Here is a 16,833-nt window from a genome sequence, read left to right as displayed (position 1 = left end):
CCTACACCAGCCCCTGGTCGATCCAGTTGCGTATCGCCGACCAGATCACCGACATCGGCAGGTTCAAGGTCTCGGCCAGGTCCATGGTCAGCGTCAGCATCGCCACCTCATCGTCCAGCGCGATGCCGCGCTCCATGACGCCGGCCTTCCACTGCTTCCACAGCGCCGTGTCCTGCGCCTCGTCCAGCACCGGATGCCGCCCCTTGCGCTTGGGCAGGCCGAGGATGTCGCGGCGCAGGGCCACCTCCTGGTGCGTAAGCCCGTAGAAGCGGCTGACCATCTCCGTGCTGGCGCCCAGGCGCAGCATGCGGTCGACCGTCGCGATCTCTCGCTCCACGTCGTGCACTTGGCTCAGCAGCCGCTTCAGCACATCGCGGTTCACCGACACCGAACACCACGACACCGTGGCGTTCACCAGCATGCTCACGAGTTCGGGGTGCTTGAGCGCGTCCAGCTCCTCCTCGCCGAAGCCCATCGCCTTGCAGCGCCGCAGTTGCCCATTGCGCAGGTCGTGCAGCGCCTGTGCGATGACGGCCTGGTTGAGCGGATGCGGTGCCGACATGATGGCCTCTGCTCAGGCGCCGTGGCGGGGGTTGCTGGAGGCCGCGCCGGTCTCCAGATCCAGCAGCCGGCGCGCCATGCGCAGCAGCCGGAACAGCTTTACCAGCCCGGCATCGCTCAGGCGCGGATATGCGCCGCCGCCATGCAGCAAGGCCGCCAGGTCGTCGGCCAGCCGGGCGCCATCGAAGCCGGGGGCGGGTCGGGGCGCGGCGCACAGCGCATGCAGCAAGGTCAGCACCGCACACGCGAACGGAGGCAATGCGCGCACCGCCGGGGGCGCCACGCAGACGAAGCCCATGCCGCCTTCGCTGGGTTCGACCTGCCCGGCCACGTCGGCTTCCTCGGCGATCTCGCGCGCGAACTGCGCGATGTGCACCCGCAGCCGATCCGGCACATCCAGGCCGGGCTCGATGTACCAGACATCCGAGATGGGGTAGAGCCCGCCCGCCTGCACAGGGATCGCGCGCAGCGCGTCGGCCTCGAAGTCGGGCAGCTTGTCGCCCATCTGATCGGCCACCATGCGCTGGATGGATTGCAGGCGTTCGGTGGTCGGGGCCGGGGACACGATGTGACCCTGCAGGCGTTCGTCATCCTGCTGCATGCCCTTGTCGCTGGCGGCCGGCGTGGAACCGGCCTGCGCAGCCTGGCCAGGGCCAGGCTCCGACGACTGCACCGAGGGGCCGGGCGGCAGCGAAGGCGGTGACGGTGGTCGCGGTGGCCCGGCCGGCACCGCAGGTCTTGCCGCCTGCAGCGGCGCAGGATCGCTGGTCAATGCGCGCTGCCGGCTCTCGCTGTCGTCGATTTCCAGGCTCAGCGTGTCGTAGTCCGCTTCCAGCAGCTCGGCCATCTGGCCGACCAGCTCGTCCTGCACCCGCTGCGGTGAGAAGTTGTCGGGCTGCGTGTCGAACTGCGCCAGCACGTCCTGGAACAGCGTAGCGAAGTCCATCGACAGGTTGCGCCTCAGGGCACGCCGCTCCCAGGTGCGTTCGCAGGCCTTGCGCAGCACCGCGAGCCGTTCCACCTGATGCCGGCCGAGCCCGCCGTACAGCAGCGTGGGGATCGCCGGGAGCAGGTAGTGCACGGCGTCCTGCATGCGGCTGATGTGCGACTGCGGCAGCGGGAAGCCATCGGCCGTAAGCCGCCGCGCCAGCTCGCTCTGCGACAGCGGCTGGCCGCTGTCCCGCCCCATTTCCTGCTCGTAGAACTCGCGCGCCTTCTCCACGCCCAAGGCCCGCTCGATGAAGCTGAGCCCGCCGCGCAACTCGTTCTCGGCCAGGTGCCCGGTCAGCATCACCACTTCGCCGCGCTGCGGCCACGGGCGGAACAGGCAGGGGATGCGGAAGAACCGTTCGTCTTTCGTCTCGCTCCACAGCTCGCGCAGGATCGCCAGGCGCGTGTTGCCGCCGTTGCGGATGATGTAGTGCGGTTCGCCGGGCCGGCGCGTGATCGCGGGCGGCGCATCGAGCCCGCGTTCGCGGATCGAGGCCTTGATGTCCTCGTAGGCCGGGTTGCGCGTCACGCGCGGGTCGTGGTCGTAGTGGCGCAACTGGTCCAGCGTCACCACCATCGGCGTGTCGGCGATGGGGTCGCTCAGGGCCGCGACCGAAGGGCCGTTGCGCTCGAAGCCCGAGGCCAGCAGATTGGCGGCCATGTCCTGCGGCGTCAGGTCAGCCACGGCCATTCTCCTGAGATGCTGCAACACCCTGGGCCGCCTGTCGGTCGGCGCGGCGAAGCTGCGCACGGGCGTTGCGCTCGGCGCGGTGGTCGCTCGCCGTCGAGCTGGTGTAGATCGGCGCGCAGCCTTGCTTCGTGAACAGCAGGTGCCCGCCGCGGGTGCGCACCACCTTCCAACCTTCTCCCAGGGCGAACTCGATCAGCCCTCGCAGCCGCTTGTGGCCGCGGGCCAGGTCATGTGCGCTGGCCATGGCCGGCCCCTCCCGCGTCGCCTCGGCCGGTGACGAGCGCAAAGCGCTCCTGCCACGCCGGGAACAGCTCGCCGGCCAGCGCGCGCATGGTCTCCAATGCGGCAGGTGCCGTGCGGCCCGCCGGCTGGCGGTATTCCACCCGATGCACCGGCAGTCCGCGCGTCGCGGCGCGCTGATAGGCTTCAATCGCCGGCACGTCGGTGTCCAGCACGCGCACGCCAGGCTGCTCCTGGAATACCTGACGCAGCGCCTGCTGGATCAGCCGCGCATTCGACGACACCGGATGCACGCGGTTGATGAGCAGGTGCAGCGGCGGCGGCTCGATGCCGAGGTGGCGGTACGGCGCGATGTCCTCGATGAGTTGCAGCGTGCCGCGCCGCAGCTCGCGCGCCGCGAGGATTTCCGGCGTCACCGGCGAAAGCGCCAAGTTCGAGGCCAGCACCGCCATCTCCAGCAGCACGCTGCGCGCGCCCTGGGTGTCGATCAGCAGCAGGTCGTAGTGCGGCGCCAGCGTGGGCAGCAGGTGGCGCAGCCGCAATCTGCCATCGGGCGCGTGCAGCAGCAGCGTGTTCAGCTCGCCGCGGTCGTCGTTCGAGAGCACCAGGTCAAGCCGCTCGATCGCGGTGCGCGACACCAGTTGCTCGGCGCGCTGCTCGTTGTAGGCCAGCATCTCGTAGATGCCGGCCGGCGCGCGCTCGGCCAGCGTGAAGTAGCTCGACAGCGTGGGCTGCACGTCCAGGTCCAGCAGCAGCACGCGCAGCCCGGTGTCGGCTGCGAAGCCGCCCAGGTTGGCCGCCGTCGTGGTCTTGCCGACGCCGCCCTTGGTCGAAATGATGGACACCACCTGCATGGGCCTCTCCCGGTTGAATGGCATGTACCGAGGAAAAGCGTCAGGCGCGCTCATCGAGGCGATCGGCGATCCACTGCTCGACCTCCGCCGAGTCCCAGCCCACGGCGCGCACGCCCAAGCGCAGCGCCTTGGGGAACTTGCCTTCTTTCATCAGGCTGTAGATGTGCGCGCGCTTGAAGCCGGTTTTGGCCTCGACTTCGGCGCGACGCAGGATGCGGTGCTCGGCCGGCACTGCCGGCGCGGTGGTCTGCGAAGACATGAGAGACACTCCTTGACGCTCACTGGCGCTGTTCGGAAAGTGCCTCGTATTCAATACACCGCGGTCGCCGAAATCACTGCAATTGCAGAAGCAGCGACTGCAATTGCAGTGCGCCGCATCGGCATCATGCTGGCCGCGTCGTCAGCGCGACGCCTCCAGGTGGCGCCGCGCCTGCGCGAGCTTGCTCCACAGCGTCCGCTCGCTGAGACCCGGCCGCCCCTCATGGTGTGCGATCAGCGCGCTGACCACGGCATCCATGCTGCGGAACGACGAATAGGCCGCGCCTGACGGCGAATTGCCCAGCAGCAGCGTCAGCAGTCCGCCGATGATGTTGAGGTAAGTCGTCTCGCTGCGCAGGCCAGGCTCGCGCGCCTGTTCGTCGTTGGCCGCGCGCGTGGCATGTTCCTTCGCCAGTGCTTCGTGCGCGGTGCGCAGCGTTTCATGCACCAGGGCAAGTTCGGCAAGTTGCGACTTCGCTGCTTCGCGATCGGCCAGCAGAATGTTGAGCGTGTCCACGCTCACCGCCGGATGCACCGCGCGTTCGATGCCGTCAAACAAAAACCCCGGCCGATCGCCGGGGTAGAACTGCGACATCCACGCTTTCAAGTCCACGTGGCGCACGGTCAACTCGGGGTCGTCGAGCGCCGGCCGCTGCGAGTCCAGCACGATGCCGGCCTTGCCACCGGGCAATTCGCCATGCGTCAGCGCGTCGAAGATGCGCTCGGCATACAGGCGCAGCAGCGGCCAGCGCGGGAATTCGCCGGGCTCCGGCATGGCACGCTGCTCCAGCGCTTCCAGAATACGCTGCTCGAAGCGCAGGAGACCGCACCAGCGGACGGCCGCCTCGATCGGTCGGTAGTACGTCTTTGCGCCAAAGGCGTGGCTGCTCGATTTCGGCATAACGCGCTCTTCCCATCGTCGGATCGACACATGGCAAGCGCGCGCGGCCCACATGGGCGCAGCGATTGCCCAAAGAACCCGATAAAGCGCGAGCCGGTCGGCATCGTGGTGGACGTTGGGTGCGGCGATGTCGCCGAGCGTTACGCAGGGGGCAAACCTCCTTGCGGTGCCCGCTACACCTCAACCATAATGCACCTGCGAAAAATCTTGTTACCGGCGCAACGGTCTGAAAAGCCGCGCATCCAAGTTCGATCAGGAAGGGATGCCGCGCTTTACCGGAAAACCAGGGCAAAGTTTTCGTAGGAATACGGGCGGGGTAAAGCGCCAATGCGACTTCCGGCTGAGCCGGTTTGCATCCAGCAAGGGCTCATGCGTTCTGCGTCACTGCTGTGACCTCGACAGCTTGAAGGTGCCTTGCTTGATGCCGGGTGGATAGGCCCGATTCGCCATCCATGCCCGTGACGCAAAAGGTCGGCCGCCGATGCAATGCGGGTCAAGGTCCAGACCGAAAGGGAATCGTACCGTCCAAAATCCCCGCGTCACATCGGGCGTTGATCGGTGCCTTGCGGGCGTCCGACACGCTCCACGCGGTCGATGAACTGCCGCAGCGGCTCCATGATTTCGCCTTCGGGTCGCAGTAGATAGGTCGTCAGCGAAGCGGTCTCGTCGGCCAGCGGCCGCACGACGACATCGGCCTGATGGCAACCCGCCAGATGCGCCGCGCTCGAAAAGCCCACGCCGTAGCCGGCGGCCACGAGGGCCAGCATCAGGGAATGGGTCTTGACGTACTCGGCTACCGTCGGCTGCGCATCCACCGTGCGGAGCAGCCGTTCGCGCTGCCGGCTGCAACCTTCGCATACCTGGGGATCGCACAGCACCAGCGGATAGCTCGCCACTTCCTCCAGCGGCACTTCCTTGAAAGCCAGCAGCGGATGCCTGGCGGGCAAAGCCACCACCAGCGGGTCTCGCCACACCGGCATGGCGACGATGCCGGCGTCCATTTCACCAGCCAATGCAAAACCTGCGTCATACAAGTCGTTGCGCAGTCCGGTCACCAACTGCGCCAGTGGCGTTTCAAATATCCGAATGCCGACCTGTGGTGCCTCCTCGCGGCAAAGCGCAAGCAACGCCGACAAGCGGGCCTGCCCCATGTCACCAGATAGTGCGATGCGCAGCGTGTTCCGCTGGTTCGCTGCGGCGCGTGCCTTGGTCTGCGCTTGCTCGAAGGCCAGCAGTACGCGCCGGGCTTCTTCGAGGAAGACCTGTCCCGCCGGTGTGAGACGAACACTGCGTGGCAAGCGGTTGAGCAGCGGCACCCCTAAATCCGCCTCCATCTGGCGGATCGTGCGCGACAGTGGAGACTGTTCGATGTGCAGCCGTCGAGCAGCCCGGCCGAAGTGCAGTTCCTCGGCTACGGCGATGAAGCAGCGAAGATGGCGTAAGTTCATGCTTTCTCCCTACCGATGTGATCAGTCCATATCATCGTAGGGAGCCGAATAGTGCGGAGGATTCACCTCTGTATCGAGATGAGAGCCATCCTGGGGGGTGATGCTCGGATGCTTTTCGCCCATGTCAGCGCCTACGGCGAAGCTCTCGTTCGAGATCGCCCAGCTGCGACGCCTGAAGTTCGGCAAGAAGAGCGAGCAGCTCGATGCCGAACAACGCGCGCTGTTCGACGAGGCTCTGGACGCCGACCTTGCCGCGGCTGAGGCGCAGCTCCAGGAACTGCTGGGCAAGAAGAAGCCGCCGGCTACGCCTGGCGCGATGCCTAAGCGCACCGCCTTGCCGGCGGACCTGCCGCGCGTGGACTGCCACCACGAGCCCGAGAACACTCGCTGCGCGTGCGGCTGTGCGCTCAAGCGCATCAGCGAGAAGCTGGACAACACACCGGGCGTATTCACGGTAGAGTGCCACATCCGCGGCAAGTGGACCTGCGCACAGGTGCCGAACGCTGACCCAGGCGCCAGTCCCGGCGGAGATCATCGCCAAGGGCATCCCCACCTCCGGGCTGCTCACGTAGGTGCTGGTCGCAAAGGACTCCGACCATCTGCGGCTTACATGGTCGTCCCTAGGCAAGCAGGAATCGGCTGCGTGAGTGAATCGGGAGGTTTGCGCAGCTGATGGGTGGTCAGCAGCGTCTGCGCCGGCGTCTTCACCGGCACGAAGCGCATGTGCGGGCGGGTTGCCCATCGGCCGAATCGTTCTTGCGTCCCTTGCCGGCCATGCGGTAGGGCGTGACGAAGTGGCCTGCGATCAGCCGCGCATCCAGCCCATAGCCGCGCAGCTTGCGTGCCCAGTGATGCGCACCGCCGCAGGCCTCCAGGGCCACCAGGCAGCCGGGAGGCAACTGCGCGCACCGGGCCGCAAACTTGTCAGCGGCCAGCGCCTTGGCAACCACCACGCGCGCATCCACCGCATGCACCTAGATAACCCGCTTAGCCAGATCCACCCCGACTCGCGCAATCTCGTTCATGGACTTCCCCTTCACATGGCTACAGATTGACGACTTGGGGAGCACCATCGCGGCGGCAGCCAACATTTGTTTCCTCGCTGCTTACGATTAATTCACATCAATCGGCCAGCAGATCGCTGGATGTTGGCTGTTGACTTTCTGCATGTTAGGTGCAACATTCAGCAAAGTCTTGCAAGAACTTCCTCGAGCGAGGCCGCGTGACGACGGAACTAGTGGGGGTGGTATGACAGCGCGCCAGCAGGCGATCTTCACACTCGACGAGTTGGCTGCCTACTTGAAAGTCGGCAAGCGGACGCTTTACCGGCTCGCCTCGCACGGGGAGATTCCGGCCTTCAAGGTCGGCGGGACGTGGCGGTTTCGTCAAAGTGAAATCGATCGATGGATCAATGATCAGACCCAAGCAGGCAGAAAGAAGGAGGTGATACGTACAGATGAGCAGCCGAAGTCAGCGAAACATCCCGTGTTGCCTGGGCGCGCTATCCATAGCCGCAGGCAAACGGAGTGAGCGAGATTCTTCAATTTTTCTGCTGGAGGTGTGACATGGACATTGATTTCAAGAAATTGGCTCCCTGGAACTGGTTCAAAAAGGAGCAGGAAGAACAACAGAGCACCGCCTCACTGCCGGTGCAGCGCAATGACCTGCCGGCGGCAGGCGGGCCGGTCAGCCCCATCCTGCAATTGCATCGCGAAATCGATCGCCTGTTCGATGATGCGTTCCGGGGCTTCGGTTTCCCGGCGCTGGCCTTGCCGCGCTGGCCGGCGGACTGGCCGGGCATGCTGAAGCCGGCGCTGGACATCCAGGAAACAGACAAGCAGTACAAGATTTCTTTGGAGGTTCCCGGCGTCGAGGAAAAGGACATTCAGATCACGCTCGATAACGATGTGTTGCTGGTGCGCGGTGAAAAGCGCCAGGAGCAGGAAACCAAAGACGGTGGTTTCCACCGGGTGGAGCGCTCCTACGGCAGCTTTCAGCGCGCTCTGAACCTGCCGGCCGATGCCAACCAGAACACGATCAAGGCCGCTTTCAAGAACGGCGTGCTCACGATCACGATGGAAAAGCGCGAGGCCAGTGCGCCCAAGCAGGGCCGCTCGATCCCGATCAACGGCTGACGCTGGTCGGCTCGCTTTTCTCAAAAACCACAAAGAGATGAGGCACCGTGATCGGCGGTGCCTCGTCAGATCAATCTTTACAGGAGCATCAGCATGGCCAGAAAACAATGCCAAGTCTGCGGCCAGCCCGCCACGGTGCGGGTGGAAGCCAATCTCAATGGTCGCCACAGCACCATGCTGTTGTGTGACGATCACTATCGCCAACTGGTGCGCCAGCAAAAGCGCACCGTCTCACCGCTGGAAGCCTTGTTCGGCTCGCGCAGCGGGCTGTTCGAAGACTTCCTTGGCAGCGACTTCTTCCGCATCGGTGACGACGCACCGTCCATGGCGGCCGATACCGACGAGGTCGTCGATGCCTCGTTCGGCGAACCCGCCCCGGCCGGTACGGGCACCGCGCGCCGTCGCGGCAGTGGGCTCGCCAGCCGTATCAGCGAACAGTCCGAGGCCCTATTGCAGGAGGCCGCCCGACACGCTGCAGAGTTCGGGCGCGCCGAAGTCGATACCGAACACCTGCTGCTGGCGCTATCCGACAGCGACGTGGTCAAGACCATCCTGGGGCAGTTCAAGATCAAGGTCGATGACCTCAAGCGCCAGATCGAATCCGAAGCCAAGCGCGGCGATAAGCCGTTCGAGGGCGAGATCGGCGTGTCGCCCCGGGTCAAGGACGCGCTCAGCCGTGCTTTCGTGGCCTCCAACGAACTCGGCCACTCTTATGTCGGGCCGGAGCATTTCCTGATCGGGCTCGCCGAGGAAGGCGAAGGTTTGGCGGCCAACCTGCTGCGCCGTTACGGCCTCACGCCGCAAGCGCTGCGCCAGCAGGTAAGCAAGGTGGTCGGCAAAGGGGCCGAGGATGGCCGCGCCGAGACGCCGACCAACACGCCGGAACTCGACAAGTATTCGCGCGACCTCACCAAGATGGCGCGCGAGGGCAAGCTCGATCCGGTCATCGGCCGCGCGCAGGAGATCGAGACGACCATCGAAGTGCTGGCCCGGCGCAAGAAGAACAACCCGGTGCTGATCGGCGAGCCCGGCGTCGGCAAGACCGCCATCGTCGAAGGGCTGGCGCAGCGCATGGTCGCCGGCGAAGTGCCCGAGACGCTGCGCGACAAGCGTCTGGTCGAACTCAACATCAACGCCATGGTGGCAGGCGCCAAGTACCGCGGCGAGTTCGAGGAGCGCGTGCAGAAGGTGCTCAAGGAAGTGACCGAGCACCAGGGCGAGCTGATTCTCTTCATCGACGAGGTGCACACCATCGTCGGTGCAGGCCAGGGTGGCGGCGAAGGCGGGCTGGACGTGGCCAACGTGTTCAAGCCGATGATGGCGCGCGGCGAACTGAACCTGATCGGCGCCACCACGCTCAACGAGTATCAGAAGTACATCGAGAAGGACGCCGCGCTGGAGCGTCGCTTCCAGCCGGTGATGGTGCCCGAGCCGACGATAGCGCAGACCATGATGATCCTGCGCGGCCTGCGCGACACCTTCGAGGCGCACCACAAGGTCAGCATCACCGAGGATGCGATCATCGCCGCCGCCGAGTTGTCGGACCGCTACATCACCGCGCGCTTTTTGCCGGACAAGGCCATCGACCTGCTCGACCAGGCTGCCGCACGCGTGAAGCTGTCGGCCACGGCCCGCCCGGTGGCGGTGCAGGAGCTGGAGTCCGAACTGCACCAGTTGCGGCGTGAGCAGGACTACATGGCCTCGCGCAAGCAATACGACAAGGCCGCCGAGCTGGGCAAGCACATCGAGGCCAAAGAGGCCGAACTCAAGAAGCTTGTCGAGGAATGGGAACGCGAGCGCGCCTCGGGCAGCGCCGAAGTCAAGGCCGAGCATGTCGCGCAGATCGTCTCGCGCCTGACCGGCATTCCGGTCAACGAGCTGACGGTGGAAGAACGCGAGAAGCTGCTGCATCTGGAGCAGCGGCTGCACGAGCGCCTGGTGGGCCAGGACGAAGCTGTGCGCGCGGTGGCCGATGCCGTGCGGTTGTCGCGCGCGGGCCTGCGCGAAGGCGGCAAGCCAGTGGCCACCTTCCTGTTCCTCGGGCCGACGGGTGTGGGCAAGACCGAACTCGCCAAGGCGCTGGCCGAGTCCATCTATGGCGATGAAGGTGCGCTGCTGCGCATCGACATGTCCGAGTACGGTGAACGCCATACCGTGGCACGCCTGGTGGGCGCGCCTCCGGGTTATGTCGGCTATGACGAGGGCGGCCAGCTGACCGAGAAGGTGCGTCGCAAGCCCTACAGCGTGTTGCTGCTGGACGAGATCGAGAAGGCTCACCCCGACGTCTACAATATCCTGCTGCAGGTGTTCGACGACGGGCGGCTCACCGATGGCAAGGGCCGGGTGGTGGATTTCACCAATACCATCATCATCGCCACCTCGAACTTGGGCTCGGACATCATCCAGCGTCGGCTGAAGGCCCGTGGCGCCGCCGGCGAGGAATACGAGAAGACCAAGTCCGAGGTGATGGACGTGCTGCGCGGACACTTCCGCCCCGAGTTCCTCAACCGCATCGACGAGATCATCGTCTTCCATGCGCTGGGCAAGGAGGAGATCCGCCATATCGTCGGCCTGCAGCTCGATCGTGTGGCCCGCAACGCCGCCAGCCAGGGCGTGACGCTGACCTTCGATCAGACCTTGATCGACCACTTCGCGGAGGAAGGCTACAAACCCGAGTTCGGCGCGCGCGAGCTCAAGCGGCTGATCCGCAGCGAGCTGGAGACGACACTGGCGCGCGAGATGCTGGGTGGCAGTATCGGCAAGGGCGATCACGCCAGCGCCCGCTGGGACGACAAGGCCGAACGGGTGGTCTTCGAGCGCCAGGAGCCACCCGCGAAGCCGGCCGAGCCTGAGAAGCCCGATGCCGCGAACGCGGCCGAGACGCCGCCTAGCGACGAGAGCAAGCCTGCGCGCAAGAAGAAGTCAGCGGGCGGCGAATCTTGAGCGATGGGAGGCTGTCGTGTCCGACCCCAACGGGCTGACATGGGCAGCCACCCTCGTGTCGCTGGCGGTCGCTATCCCCACAGCGGGGCACGCGGTCATCTACAAGCGTGACCCTCGATCGGCCACGCTGTGGGTGCTGCTGATCGCGCTGTTGCCGCTGGGCGGTTCGCTGCTGTATGGGCTGTTCGGCATCAACCGTTACGAGCGGCGGGCGCGGCGGCTGTTTCCGGGGGCAGATCCTGCTGTTCGGCAAGACCTCTCGCCCACGATGCCCGGGGCTGTATCGCCGCCACTTGCCGGTCTGGCCCACCTGGTGGGACGCGCCACCGGCCAGTCGCTGACCGGCGGCAACCGCATCGAGCCGCTTGTCGATGGCGAGCAGGCCTACCCGGCCATGCTCGCCGCCATCGAATCGGCGCGGTACAGCGTCGCCTTGGCCTCGTACATCTTCGACAGCCAAGGCATTGGGGCGCAGTTCGTCGATGCGCTGCGCCGGGCTCATGAGCGCGGCGTGCAAGTGCGGGTGCTGATCGACGACGTGTATGCCCGCTGGACGCCCCGCAGCGCCTACCGCGCCTTGCAGCGCGCCGGCGTTCCGGCGGCGACGTTCAACCCGACATTGATTCCCGCGCGCCTGCATGCCGCGCATCTGCGCAATCACCGCAAGCTGCTGGTGATCGATGGCGAGACGGGTTTCACCGGCGGCATGAACATCTTCAGCCCGTATTGGCGGCCCGATGCGCCGGGCCAGGCCTGTCACGATTTGCACTTTCGTCTGCGCGGGCCGGTGGTTGCGCATCTGATGCGGTGCTTCACCGACGATTGGTGCGATACCACGGGCGAGCGGCTCAGCAAGGGTTACTGGGGCGAACCGCCCGTAACGGCTGATGAGCCGGGAACCAGTTGGGCGCGCGGCATCGAGGCCGGTCCCGATGAGGCCCTGGACCGGATGCGCTGGACCTTCATGGGCGCTTTGAGCGCCGCGAAGCATTCGGTGCGCATCTGGACACCGTATTTCGTGCCCGATCAGCCGATGATCGCGGCGCTGAGCACGGCCGCGTTGCGCGGCGTGCGCGTCGAGGTGCTGACGCCCGCAAACGGCGACCATCCCACGGTGCAATGGGCCGCGCGCGCCCTCTACTGGCAGGTGCTGGAGCACGGTGTACGCATCTTCGAACGGCCGGGCCCGTTCGACCACAGCAAGCTGATGCTGATAGACGGAGCGTGGTGCTGCCTGGGTTCGGCCAATTGGGATGCGCGCAGCCTGCGCCTCAACTTCGAGTTCAATGTGGAGGTGTACGACACCGCGTTGTCTACGCGGCTGGAATCCCTTTTTGATGCCGCCCGTGATGCATCGAACGAGATATCGGCCATGGCGTTGCGCGCCCGCCCGCTGGCCATCCGCTTGCGCGACGGGGTGGCCCGTCTGTTCACCCCCATTCTCTAGCGACACGACTTGCGAGGAACATTGCCCATGGAAAAGAAAGATCAATGGAACATTGGCTACTGGATCGTCGCCGGCCTGTTGCTGCTGACGCTGCAGAACTACTGGCAGGCGGCCAAGACCGTCGAGCCCGTGCCCTACAGCGAATTCGAGAAGGCGCTGGCCGAGGGGCGCGTCGCCGAAGTGCTGGTGTCGGACCGCACGGTCACCGGGCGCCTGAAATCGCCGGACAGCCGGGGCAAGACCACCATCGTGGCCACTCGCGTCGAACCCGACCTGGCCGAGCGGCTGTCCAAGTACGACGTGCCTTACGCGCGGGTGGTGGAAAGCACCTGGCTACGTGATGTGCTCTCCTGGATTCTGCCGGCGGTGGCCTTCTTCGGCGTCTGGTTCTTCCTGTTCCGCCGCTTCGCCGAGAAGCAGGGCATGGGCGGCTTCCTGAGCATCGGCAAGAGCCGTGCCAAGGTATTCATGGAGAAGAACACTGGCGTGACCTTTGCCGATGTCGCTGGCGTCGATGAAGCCAAGGCGGAGTTGGTTGAGATCGTCGATTTCCTCAAGAATCCGCAGGAGTATGGACGGCTCGGGGCGCGCATCCCGAAAGGTGTGTTGCTGGTTGGCCCGCCCGGCACGGGCAAGACCCTGCTGGCCAAGGCCGTGGCGGGCGAGGCCGGGGTACCGTTCTTTTCCATCTCAGGCTCGGAGTTCGTCGAGATGTTCGTCGGCGTGGGTGCAGCGCGCGTGCGCGACCTGTTCGAGCAGGCCCGCGGGCAGGCGCCGGCCATCATCTTCATCGACGAGCTCGATGCGCTGGGCCGCGCGCGCGGCGTCGGCGGCCCCATCGGCGGCCACGACGAGCGCGAGCAGACCCTCAACCAGCTGCTCACGGAGATGGACGGCTTCGACAGCTCGGTCGGGCTGATCATCCTCGCCGCCACCAACCGCCCCGAAATCCTCGACCAGGCGCTGCTGCGCGCCGGTCGCTTCGACCGTCAGGTGCTGGTGGACCGGCCCGACAAGAAGGGACGGCTGGACATCCTGAAGGTTCATGTCAAGAAGGTGACGCTGGCCCAGGATGTAGACCTCGAACAGGTAGCCGCACTGACCACGGGCTTTTCTGGTGCCGACCTAGCCAACCTGGTTAACGAAGCGGCGCTGGCTGCCACCCGGCGCAAAGCCCGTGCGGTCGAGCTGCAGGACTTCACTGCAGCGATCGAACGCATCGTCGCCGGCTTGGAGAAGCGCAACCGTGTCCTCAACCCGAAGGAGCGCGAGACGGTGGCCTATCACGAGATGGGCCATGCCTTGGTGGCGCTGGCGCTACCAGGCACAGACCCGGTACACAAGATATCGATCATTCCGCGCGGCATCGGCGTACTGGGCTACACGCTGCAACGCCCCACCGAGGACCGGTTCCTGATGACGCGCGCCGATCTGGAGCACAAGATCGCCGTACTGTTGGGCGGGCGCGCCGCAGAGAAGTTGGTGTTTGGCGAACTGTCGACCGGTGCCGCAGACGATCTGGCGCGAGCCACCGACATCGCGCGCGACATGATCACCCGCTTTGGCATGGACGAGGGGCTCGGCTACATCGCGTTTGAGGCGCAGCGGCCGCGTTTTCTCGACGTCCCCGAGCTGGCCCACGGCGGCTGCCGGGTGGCCGAATCGACCCAGGCGCGCATCGATCAGGCCATCCGCGACATCGTGATGGGCGTGTTCGAGCGCGCCTACCGGATCCTCGACACCAACCGCGCGGTGCTGGAGCGTTGTGCGCGCGAACCGCTGGCGCGGGAAACGCTCGACGAGAACGACATCCTTCAATTGACCCAAGGACTTGTTCTTGATGGAAACCAAAAGTAGTAGGCGCTATTCAGAGTGAGCCGGCGGCTCTGTTCGTTGCGTCATCCAATTCGCCGGCATTGTTCAAGGAGAACCGATATGTCTGCATTGACTCCGTGGGACCCCTTCCGGGAACTGGATGAATTGCAAAACCGCCTGGCGACGATGTTGGGACGGCCCCCCCCAGCGACAGGGCGCCCGTACTGGCAACGAAGCCATGACCACGGCGGACTGGGAACCAATGGTGGACATCAGCGAGGATGAGAACGTATTCCTCCTCAAGCTGGATCTGCCGGAGGTCCCCAAGGATGCCGTGCGCGTCAGCGCGGAAAACGGCGTGCTCACCATCAGCGGCGAGCGCAAACTGGAAAAAGAGGAGCAGGGCAAGAAGTTCCACCGCATCGAACGTGCTTATGGCCGCTTTGTGCGCAGCTTTGTCTTGCCTGACAACATTGATCCGACCAAGGTGACGGCTTCGATGAAAGACGGCGCACTGGAAGTGCGGCTTGTCAAGGCCGAGCAAGCCAAACCGAAACAGATTGAAATCTCAGTCAACTAACTTTACTTAGGAGCCCAATATCATGAATATCAAACAGCCCCAATCAACCTTCTCCGCACTTGCCCTGGCGGTCGTCGTCGGACTGAGCGGACCAGCCCAGGCCCAATCGGCGGCAGGTTCTAGCCCAGGTGCTGCAGCCCCCTCTGCCGCTTCCAAGGCGGCGCAGCCACAGGTAGATGACAAGGCCGCCCGGGAAGCCGAAAAAAAGCGTGCTGAGCTCACTCAGGACGCCATCACGGCGCTCACCAAGACCCAGGAGGCTTTGACACTTCTTGATGCAAAGAAGACCAAGGAGGCGCTCGCTGCGCTGGAACTGGCCAGCGGAAAGCTGGAACTGGTATTGGCACGCGACGCCAAACTTGCTTTGGCGCCGGTCCATGTACGCGTCATCACCCGCGATATCCACGCCAACGTGGAAACGGTGAAGAAAGCGGTCAAGTTGTCTCGGGAGTTGTTGGGTGATGGCGAGGTGCAAAAGGCCCGGCCCATCGTCGCCAATCTGGCCAGCGAAATCGTGATCGAAACCGACAACCTGCCGATGGCAACGTACCCGGCAGCGATCAAGTCGGCCGCACGGCTCATCGACAGCGGCAAGATCGACGACGCCAAGGCGGAACTCGCCCGCGCACTGAACACGCTGGTGGTGACCTCGGTCGCCTTTCCTCTGCCCGTGCTACGGGCTGAAGCCGCGATGGCAAAAGCTGAAAAGCTGGCCGAGACCGACAAGCGCGATGCCAAGCAGAACGAGGAGCTCAGCACCTTGCTGTCGTCCGTGCGCACGGAGATCGAAATGGCGCAGATCCTGGGTTATGGCAAGAAGGCGGATTTCAAACCCATCTTCGATCAGGTGAAGTCCATTGAGCAAAAGTCGGCTGGTGGCAAAAGCGGCAAGGGATGGTTCGACGAGTTGAAGACGCGCCTCCAAAAGCTGTTTTGAGGTGATGAAGGGGCCGACTGTTCGGTCGGTCAGTCTCGCGATGTTCGCAGTCAGCCCCAATAGATTCGCCTATTTTCACTAACTCATACGAGGCATATCATCATGAATGAGCAAACATCGAATCCCAATGCGACGAACAAAGAAATAAACGAACAGGCCGCGGTAAGCAGCCTTCCTGTCAGTCCACAGGCCAAGCCTGAAGTCGTCACGGAGGTACAGCCTGAGGTTCAGAAGGAAACGGACTCGCAGGCGGCAGACAAACGTAAACAAGTCCTCGATGAGGCCGTCTCGGCCTTGGCGCTGACCAAATCAGCGCTGGCCGCACTTGACGGCAAGGACGCTGCACGCGCATTGGCAACGCTGGCCGAAGTGACGGGAAAGCTGGAGCTGATCGTCGCGCGCGAACCCACGCTTGCCCTGGCCCCCGTTGATGTGCGCACCATCGTGCACGACTTGTTCGCCAACACGGAAACCATTGAGGCGATGACCGACGAGGCGCTGGATGCCCTCAAACATGGCGAGGTGCAACAGGCACGTCACGTGCTGGCTTTGCTGGCCAGTGAAATCGTGATCGCGGTCACCAACATCCCTCTGGCGTCCTATCCCGCAGCCGTGAAGTCAGTCGTGCCGCTGATCGATCAGGGCAAGATTGAAGAAGCCAAAGCCGCGCTGCAGGCAGCGCTCAGCACGCTGGTCGAGACGCGCAGCGTGCATCCGCTGCCCGCCCTGCGCGCCAGGCTGCTCCTGAAGCGCGCCGAGACCTTGGTAGAAGATGGTCAGCGGAGCGAAGCGTCCAATGAGCGCCTGGAGACATTATTGAACGAAGCGCGGCAGCAGTTGGAAATGGCAGAACTGCTGGGCTATGGAAAGAAGAAGGACTTTGAGCCCCTGTATGCCGAACTCAAGAAAGTCAAGCAAAAGACGGCTGGGGGAGGCGGCGGAAAAGGCTGGCTCGATGAAATCAAGGCAAAGCTGTCCAAGTTGTTCTGAAACCGCTGGATAGGGCGTAAGAGGGGCGCGTCGCGCCCCTCTC

At 64.6% G+C, this 16,833-nt stretch carries 14 protein-coding genes and 3 pseudogenes; 9 read left to right on the top strand and 8 right to left on the bottom strand.

All coding sequences use genetic code 11. From position 1 onward, the window contains the following. Position 1: 1 nt before the first annotated feature. From HV742_RS08850 to HV742_RS08820, 7 genes are all read right to left on the bottom strand, one after another. Positions 2-562 (bottom strand): DUF2857 domain-containing protein, encoded by a 561-nt coding sequence (locus HV742_RS08850; RefSeq protein WP_003454899.1) that lies wholly within the window; start codon positions 560-562, stop codon positions 2-4. A gap of 12 nt (positions 563-574) precedes the next feature. Next, positions 575-2,236 (bottom strand): ParB family protein, encoded by a 1,662-nt coding sequence (locus tag HV742_RS08845; RefSeq protein ID WP_175144849.1) that lies wholly within the window; start codon positions 2,234-2,236, stop codon positions 575-577. After that, positions 2,229-2,486 (bottom strand): hypothetical protein, encoded by a 258-nt coding sequence (locus tag HV742_RS08840; protein ID WP_003454921.1) that lies wholly within the window; start codon positions 2,484-2,486, stop codon positions 2,229-2,231. Before HV742_RS08840 ends, HV742_RS08845 begins: the two co-directional genes overlap by 8 nt. Continuing rightward, positions 2,470-3,336 (bottom strand): ParA family protein, encoded by an 867-nt coding sequence (locus tag HV742_RS08835; RefSeq protein ID WP_003454923.1) that lies wholly within the window; start codon positions 3,334-3,336, stop codon positions 2,470-2,472. Before HV742_RS08835 ends, HV742_RS08840 begins: the two co-directional genes overlap by 17 nt. A 40-nt stretch (positions 3,337-3,376) precedes the next feature. Beyond that, the gene (locus HV742_RS08830) at positions 3,377-3,595 is read right to left on the bottom strand and encodes an AlpA family transcriptional regulator (protein ID WP_003454927.1); all 219 of its coding nucleotides are present in this window, start codon (positions 3,593-3,595) and stop codon (positions 3,377-3,379) included. A gap of 141 nt (positions 3,596-3,736) precedes the next feature. Continuing rightward, the gene (locus HV742_RS08825) at positions 3,737-4,495 is read right to left on the bottom strand and encodes a hypothetical protein (protein ID WP_003454930.1); all 759 of its coding nucleotides are present in this window, start codon (positions 4,493-4,495) and stop codon (positions 3,737-3,739) included. Positions 4,496-5,034: 539 nt separating this feature from the next. Beyond that, the gene (locus HV742_RS08820) at positions 5,035-5,943 is read right to left on the bottom strand and encodes a LysR family transcriptional regulator (protein WP_012761385.1); all 909 of its coding nucleotides are present in this window, start codon (positions 5,941-5,943) and stop codon (positions 5,035-5,037) included. Positions 5,944-6,082: 139 nt separating this feature from the next. On the opposite strand from HV742_RS08820, the pseudogene HV742_RS08815 reads away from it, so the two are divergent. Further along, positions 6,083-6,512, top strand: a pseudogene (locus HV742_RS08815) (transposase domain-containing protein); the annotation flags it as partial. 91 nt (positions 6,513-6,603) lie between these two features. Here HV742_RS08815 and HV742_RS08810 read toward each other — a convergent pair. After that, a pseudogene (locus tag HV742_RS08810) lies at positions 6,604-6,917 on the bottom strand (IS110 family transposase); the annotation flags it as partial. A gap of 274 nt (positions 6,918-7,191) precedes the next feature. On the opposite strand from HV742_RS08810, the gene HV742_RS08805 reads away from it, so the two are divergent. From HV742_RS08805 to yfdX2, 8 genes and pseudogenes are all read left to right on the top strand, one after another. Next, positions 7,192-7,473 (top strand): helix-turn-helix domain-containing protein, encoded by a 282-nt coding sequence (locus HV742_RS08805; RefSeq protein WP_059889445.1) that lies wholly within the window; start codon positions 7,192-7,194, stop codon positions 7,471-7,473. Between the two features lie 35 nt (positions 7,474-7,508). Continuing rightward, positions 7,509-8,078, top strand: a complete 570-nt coding sequence (locus tag HV742_RS08800) for an Hsp20/alpha crystallin family protein (protein WP_059889443.1) — start codon at positions 7,509-7,511, stop codon at positions 8,076-8,078. 93 nt (positions 8,079-8,171) lie between these two features. Continuing rightward, entirely contained in the window at positions 8,172-11,021 is a 2,850-nt protein-coding gene (clpK, locus tag HV742_RS08795) for a heat shock survival AAA family ATPase ClpK (protein ID WP_175144847.1), read from the top strand. Positions 11,022-11,037: 16 nt separating this feature from the next. Continuing rightward, positions 11,038-12,468 carry a cardiolipin synthase gene (cls, locus tag HV742_RS08790; protein WP_059889439.1) on the top strand — a complete coding sequence of 477 codons (1,431 nt, stop codon included), beginning with the start codon at positions 11,038-11,040 and terminating at the stop codon, positions 12,466-12,468. A 27-nt stretch (positions 12,469-12,495) separates the two neighbouring features. Further along, positions 12,496-14,325: an ATP-dependent zinc metalloprotease FtsH gene (gene ftsH / locus HV742_RS08785; RefSeq protein WP_175144846.1), complete on the top strand. Its 1,830-nt coding sequence runs from the start codon at positions 12,496-12,498 to the stop codon at positions 14,323-14,325. A gap of 78 nt (positions 14,326-14,403) precedes the next feature. Further along, positions 14,404-14,863, top strand: a pseudogene (gene hsp20-GI, locus HV742_RS08780) (small heat shock protein sHSP20-GI). Between the two features lie 22 nt (positions 14,864-14,885). Next, on the top strand, positions 14,886-15,800 hold the full coding sequence (gene yfdX1, locus HV742_RS08775; protein ID WP_059889434.1) for a heat resistance protein YfdX1: 915 nt from the start codon (positions 14,886-14,888) through the stop codon (positions 15,798-15,800). 102 nt (positions 15,801-15,902) lie between these two features. Next, on the top strand, positions 15,903-16,790 hold the full coding sequence (yfdX2, locus tag HV742_RS08770; RefSeq protein ID WP_059889432.1) for a heat resistance protein YfdX2: 888 nt from the start codon (positions 15,903-15,905) through the stop codon (positions 16,788-16,790). Positions 16,791-16,833 lie beyond the last annotated feature (43 nt).

This window comes from Achromobacter ruhlandii (assembly GCF_902859695.1).
Classification (GTDB): Bacteria; Pseudomonadota; Gammaproteobacteria; order Burkholderiales; family Burkholderiaceae_B; genus Achromobacter; species Achromobacter ruhlandii.
Note: the sequence above shows the minus strand (reverse complement) of the source record. Positions and strands in the feature narration are given on the sequence as shown.

What these genes read in the sequence shown, in the direction of transcription:
- clpK (WP_175144847.1), top strand. Translation starts at nt 8,172, where the DNA reads ATGGCCAGAAAACAATGCCAAGTCTGCGGCCAGCCCGCCACGGTGCGG.
- HV742_RS08840 (WP_003454921.1), bottom strand. Translation starts at nt 2,486, where the DNA reads ATGGCCAGCGCACATGACCTGGCCCGCGGCCACAAGCGGCTGCGAGGG.
- HV742_RS08850 (WP_003454899.1), bottom strand. Translation starts at nt 562, where the DNA reads ATGTCGGCACCGCATCCGCTCAACCAGGCCGTCATCGCACAGGCGCTG.
- ftsH (WP_175144846.1), top strand. Translation starts at nt 12,496, where the DNA reads ATGGAAAAGAAAGATCAATGGAACATTGGCTACTGGATCGTCGCCGGC.
- HV742_RS08800 (WP_059889443.1), top strand. Translation starts at nt 7,509, where the DNA reads ATGGACATTGATTTCAAGAAATTGGCTCCCTGGAACTGGTTCAAAAAG.
- HV742_RS08830 (WP_003454927.1), bottom strand. Translation starts at nt 3,595, where the DNA reads ATGTCTTCGCAGACCACCGCGCCGGCAGTGCCGGCCGAGCACCGCATC.
- yfdX1 (WP_059889434.1), top strand. Translation starts at nt 14,886, where the DNA reads ATGAATATCAAACAGCCCCAATCAACCTTCTCCGCACTTGCCCTGGCG.
- HV742_RS08825 (WP_003454930.1), bottom strand. Translation starts at nt 4,495, where the DNA reads ATGCCGAAATCGAGCAGCCACGCCTTTGGCGCAAAGACGTACTACCGA.
- HV742_RS08805 (WP_059889445.1), top strand. Translation starts at nt 7,192, where the DNA reads ATGACAGCGCGCCAGCAGGCGATCTTCACACTCGACGAGTTGGCTGCC.
- HV742_RS08835 (WP_003454923.1), bottom strand. Translation starts at nt 3,336, where the DNA reads ATGCAGGTGGTGTCCATCATTTCGACCAAGGGCGGCGTCGGCAAGACC.
- HV742_RS08820 (WP_012761385.1), bottom strand. Translation starts at nt 5,943, where the DNA reads ATGAACTTACGCCATCTTCGCTGCTTCATCGCCGTAGCCGAGGAACTG.
- yfdX2 (WP_059889432.1), top strand. Translation starts at nt 15,903, where the DNA reads ATGAATGAGCAAACATCGAATCCCAATGCGACGAACAAAGAAATAAAC.